The 834-nt window shown below is 52.0% G+C and carries 2 protein-coding genes; both read right to left on the bottom strand.

Annotation, left to right across the window (positions count from 1 at the left end; translation table 11 throughout):
- The coding region (locus ACPW7N_RS26660; protein WP_425654874.1) for a hypothetical protein at window positions 1-240 on the bottom strand (240 nt) is incomplete at its 3' end.
- The coding region (locus ACPW7N_RS26655; RefSeq protein ID WP_425654872.1) for a phage portal protein family protein at window positions 233-834 on the bottom strand (602 nt) is incomplete at its 5' end. The genes ACPW7N_RS26660 and ACPW7N_RS26655, both read right to left, overlap by 8 nt.

The raw sequence follows: 834 nt of genomic DNA, 5'->3' as shown, positions 1-834 counted from the left end.
CAGGTCTTTGGTCTTGTCCTGAAACTCTTCAAACGTGTCCCCATCTGCTAGAGCATCCTCGATGGCTTGATAGACTTGGGCGACCATATGCGCTGAAGTTGCTAGAGCGGAAGAGAAGGCTTTCGCTTTACTCTCTGCTGCCAGCGCTTTGTATTCGTCTGGTGACATCGGTACACGCAGCCGCCAGTAGTCTATGGCTTCATCCATCGGTAGCAGCGTGATTTTTTCAAAGTCAGCCATCCTGATCCACCTCATCCAGCACAGCCTTGCGACCAAACAAGGAGGCTGCGAAGATAGATTGCTGAAGCGTGTCCTGAAGGGGATCAAACTCCATCTTTTCGATCAGCTCTTCAAGCTGCTGCTTGGCTTCTTGGAAACTACTACTTTTTGCAATTACTTGTTTGATGTTTTCTATCATCTGCCCAACGGGATCGTCAGCAGCTTTCACGGCCTCCTGAACAAACCGATCCACATTTGCCTGGGCCGGGTTCGTCCTGGGCGATTTGATAGAATCCCTTTCGGAGAATGAGAGAGTAGTCACCGGGCTTTGCTTTGGCGCTGTCAGAACGGCCTCGCCATCTTTCGGCTGCGGGATTCCAAACTTCTCGTAAACGTGGTTGGCCGGGAGCGCGACGCCCATGTCTTGCACCTTCTTGTATAGATCAGCCGCCGCCAACATGTCCTCTGGCGGTTCATAGTGGAATTTCAGCCAGGGCAGTAAATGGGTATCCCCAAAGTTGAAGAAGATCAGCGGCTTGAACAGATAACGCCGGAAGGTTTCCGCCAATCCCTTGCAATCTGCTTCCAGCAGGTCTTGACGTACCTCGCCATGCG

Source organism: Brevibacillus nigriterrae, assembly GCF_049846925.1.
GTDB lineage: Bacteria > Bacillota > Bacilli > Brevibacillales > Brevibacillaceae > Brevibacillus_H.
This window is presented reverse-complemented; position numbering and strand designations above follow the sequence as displayed.